3 protein-coding genes and 1 pseudogene are annotated in these 3,129 nt (G+C 53.7%); 3 read left to right on the top strand and 1 reads right to left on the bottom strand.

The window, feature by feature from the left end; genetic code table 11:
• The 3 genes and pseudogenes from BRO54_RS18510 to BRO54_RS18505 all read left to right on the top strand — a co-directional run.
• Window positions 1-553, top strand: a 553-nt coding sequence (locus BRO54_RS18510; protein ID WP_139268093.1) for an IS66 family transposase, incomplete at its 5' end; no start/stop codon positions are given.
• A gap of 181 nt (window positions 554-734) precedes the next feature.
• Window positions 735-824: a putative holin-like toxin gene (locus BRO54_RS20705; protein ID WP_233252961.1), complete on the top strand. Its 90-nt coding sequence runs from the start codon at window positions 735-737 to the stop codon at window positions 822-824.
• A gap of 70 nt (window positions 825-894) precedes the next feature.
• Window positions 895-1,944, top strand: a pseudogene (locus tag BRO54_RS18505) (ISLre2 family transposase); the annotation flags it as partial.
• A 361-nt stretch (window positions 1,945-2,305) separates the two neighbouring features.
• On the opposite strand, the gene BRO54_RS18500 reads toward BRO54_RS18505, so the two are convergent.
• Window positions 2,306-2,956 (bottom strand): cyclase family protein, encoded by a 651-nt coding sequence (locus BRO54_RS18500; RefSeq protein ID WP_074044831.1) that lies wholly within the window; start codon window positions 2,954-2,956, stop codon window positions 2,306-2,308.
• Window positions 2,957-3,129: the final 173 nt, after the last annotated feature.

The following is a 3,129-nucleotide window of genomic DNA, read 5'->3' as shown; positions in this document are numbered from 1 at the left end:
CGATGCGTTCGGTACGTATCCGAAATACACACATGCCACCCATGCCCTTTGTCATGCCCACCATTTGCGTGAGTTAAAAGGATTCATCGAACAGGGGCATACGTGGGCGATGCGCATGACCACGTTTCTGTTAGCCGCCAAGCAAGCCGTCGAAGCCCATCACGGTGCACTTTCCGAAGAAGAAGCGAGACGGTGGGAACGAGTGTATGATCGCATCCTAGAAAGAGCACAACACCGATTAGAAACGATGACGCCTCTTCCGAAAAAAGCACTCGCTTTTGTTCGACGCCTTCAAAAACGAAAGGAAGAAGCGCTGCGTTTCTTACGTGAAGTACATGTTCCCTTTGATAACAACCAAGCCGAACGCGATCTTCGCATGGTCAAAGTCAAAGAGAACATTTCGGGTACGTTTCGCGAAGAAACATTCGCGCAGTCGTTTTGCATCGCAAGAAGCATCGTTTCCACACTGACGAAACACGAAAAAAACGTGTGGGATTCGTTATGTCTTCTGTTGGCAGGCGAAACGATCGATCGAGTTCTTTCCGCTACCTAGGGCATTTTCTATGACCGAAATGCCCTATTTGTGCTGGGCTTTTTTATACACTAGCACTGGGGTGAATAGTTACACATACGAATGTATATTCGTATTTTTGGGGATTTATGGTATAATAAACATGCACAGCTACATGCAGGGTGGGCAGTGGCTACTCCCTTAAAGAAGGGAGGTGCCGCTGATGATGACCGTTGCCGATGCGCTGACGTTAATGATTACGTTTGCATCGCTGATCGTAGCCGTCATCGCTGTATCCAAAGACAAAAAGTAACCCACCCTGCTCGGCCTAAGTGAGGGTAGGTTACTATCCGCTTTCCGGGCCACTGCACTTCTTGCAGTAAGCGGTCGAGTTGGCCGTCGAGTGCTCTTCCTACCGCAAAGCGGCTCGTACGCTGGAGTCGATCGTGGGGTATGCGGTCCTCAGCCACGAGGCGATTCGCCAACTGGTGCTGGAGGCCCCTGTCTCGCTGCATCACCCTGTTTCCAAACGGCACGGCCGGGTGCTGTTTGTGGAGGCGGATGGACTGTTTATTTCCCGCCAGGGGAAAGGGAAACGGGCGAAAGAAGAGAAAATCCTGGCGGTTCACGGGGGATGGAGACGAAACGGGTCGCAGCTTGAGCTGGTGAACCGGCGCCACTACCTCCATGAAGGGACGGGGGACGTGTGGGAACGGTTTGAGGAGTGGCTGATGAAGGAATATGCCTATGATCCGTGCCGAGACCTATTGGTCATCAACGGCGACGCGGCGTCGTGGATCACAGCCTCCCGGGAGTATTTTGGAAAGCGAGCCTGCTTTCAGCTGGATCGATTTCATGTGGCGCGGGAGCTGCGTCAGTGTCTGTCCGGCCATCCGCGTTGGCGGGAGGTGCGGAAGAAGCTGGCGAAACAAGACGAAGAGGGGCTTCTGGTGGAGCTGAACAGCGCGGTCGGCACGTTGGAGGACGAAGCGAAAGAGAAGCAGATGGCTGCCATGATCCGCCGGATCGAGTCGATGCCGGGATGCATCCGGGACTACCGAGAGTGGCTGTCGGAGCAAGGGGTGGAGACGACCGGCATGCGTCCGATGGGCCACGCCGAGAGCGTGATGAGCCGGTTTGCGCATCGGGTGAAATCCCGCCGCAGCTGGAAAGACCAAGGGCTTCGGGCGTTTCTGAGGGCGATGGCAGCCCGAATCGACGGGATCGGGTGGAGAAAGGGACGGTGGGAGGAGCAAGAGCCCCAGTCGGCCGTCTCGGCCTCAACAAAGTCCAAGCGGATCGAACAGGCCAAACGGAAGGCCGGACAGTTGTGGGCAGATGTGGTACGTCAGAATATACCGTGTCTGCAACAGTCATCCGGGACGCCGATCCATCAAGCGTTGTCGGCGCTCCGAGATGGTGGTTGGGTGTAAAAAATGGAATGTAATATGATCACCTCAAGATGAGGGATGAGAGTCGGAAAGCGCTTACGATATTAATTCCTGAAAACGGTTCACTAACCGGTCATTTACAACGCCCGTAGTGAACCGAAAAAAAGTTCTCCACAAAGTCTTGACTGACTCAGAAACGGCATCAGATATCGTAACGAAATTAGAGATATGGTAGAATTAGATATGGATATAAATACCAAACACCCCTCTTCTGGAGGGGTATTTGGTATGCCCAATAATGGAGGTGATCCCTATCATTCACTGCGGGGATGAACACCAGTATCGTCTTAAAAATCTTATACCGCTAAACTTGACGGGTATGGGGCTGTATCCCCCTTCTTCGTTACGCCCACTGCACTGCCACCGCCCGAACGGGCGAACCGTCGCAACCAGGCAAGGAAAGGGGGAGGGCAATAATATACGGGTCATCAAAATCGATCTGATCGAAGTTCGCGAAATTTTCCCCGATCACCCCGTTGGCGCCAAGAATAAGCTCGTGAGCGCGGAACGAAGAGCCGTCGGGCGGGTCGATGTTGAGCGCGTCGATGAAAAACGTCCGTACACCCCGCTCCAGCATCGCTTCAATCACCTCCGGCGCGACGTACGGATGGGAAAAATACCGCTTTGTTCCGGCGTATTGCGACCAGCCGGTATGAAACAACACAATGGTTCCCGGCAACAGCTTTGGGATATACGGAGCGGCATCGGCCATCGTCACCGCTTCGCCTTCCGCTTTCCCGGTGGCATCGATCACGATGCCGCGGCCAAGAAAATAGGTGAGCGGCACGTCATCCAACCGCCAGCCATGCTCGCAAAAATGGAACGGCGCATCCACATGCGTGCCGCTGTGCGAACCGAGCACAAGGCGGCTGACGTGGTAGCCGTCTTGGGCGAACGTCGCCGCCGGTTCGGTTTTAGGCTTCGGATCCCCCGGGTACACCGGAGTTTGGGCCGTGATCGGCATGGTGAGGTCGATGATTTTTTTGATGATCATTTCCCGGTATCCTTTCAAGAAAATATTGGCTGCATCCATCATATAACGAAAACATATGGGAAAGAAAGATAGACTCCCATGACCAAAAATTTCGTCACCATCGGAGGAATGAAAATATCCCTATGTTGAACGCTGCCACTTTACGCATTTTGGAGTTCGGGTGTTTTCAGGAT

This window comes from Geobacillus proteiniphilus (assembly GCF_001908025.1).
Taxonomy (GTDB): domain Bacteria; phylum Bacillota; class Bacilli; order Bacillales; family Anoxybacillaceae; genus Geobacillus; species Geobacillus proteiniphilus.
The sequence above is the reverse complement of the archived record's forward strand: the minus strand, read 5'-3'. Positions and strand labels throughout refer to the sequence as shown.

Bases quoted from the DNA above. Each gene is read 5' to 3' on its own strand.
- BRO54_RS18500 (WP_074044831.1), bottom strand. From the start codon at position 2,956: ATGATCATCAAAAAAATCATCGACCTCACCATGCCGATCACGGCCCAA.
- BRO54_RS20705 (WP_233252961.1), top strand. From the start codon at position 735: ATGATGACCGTTGCCGATGCGCTGACGTTAATGATTACGTTTGCATCG.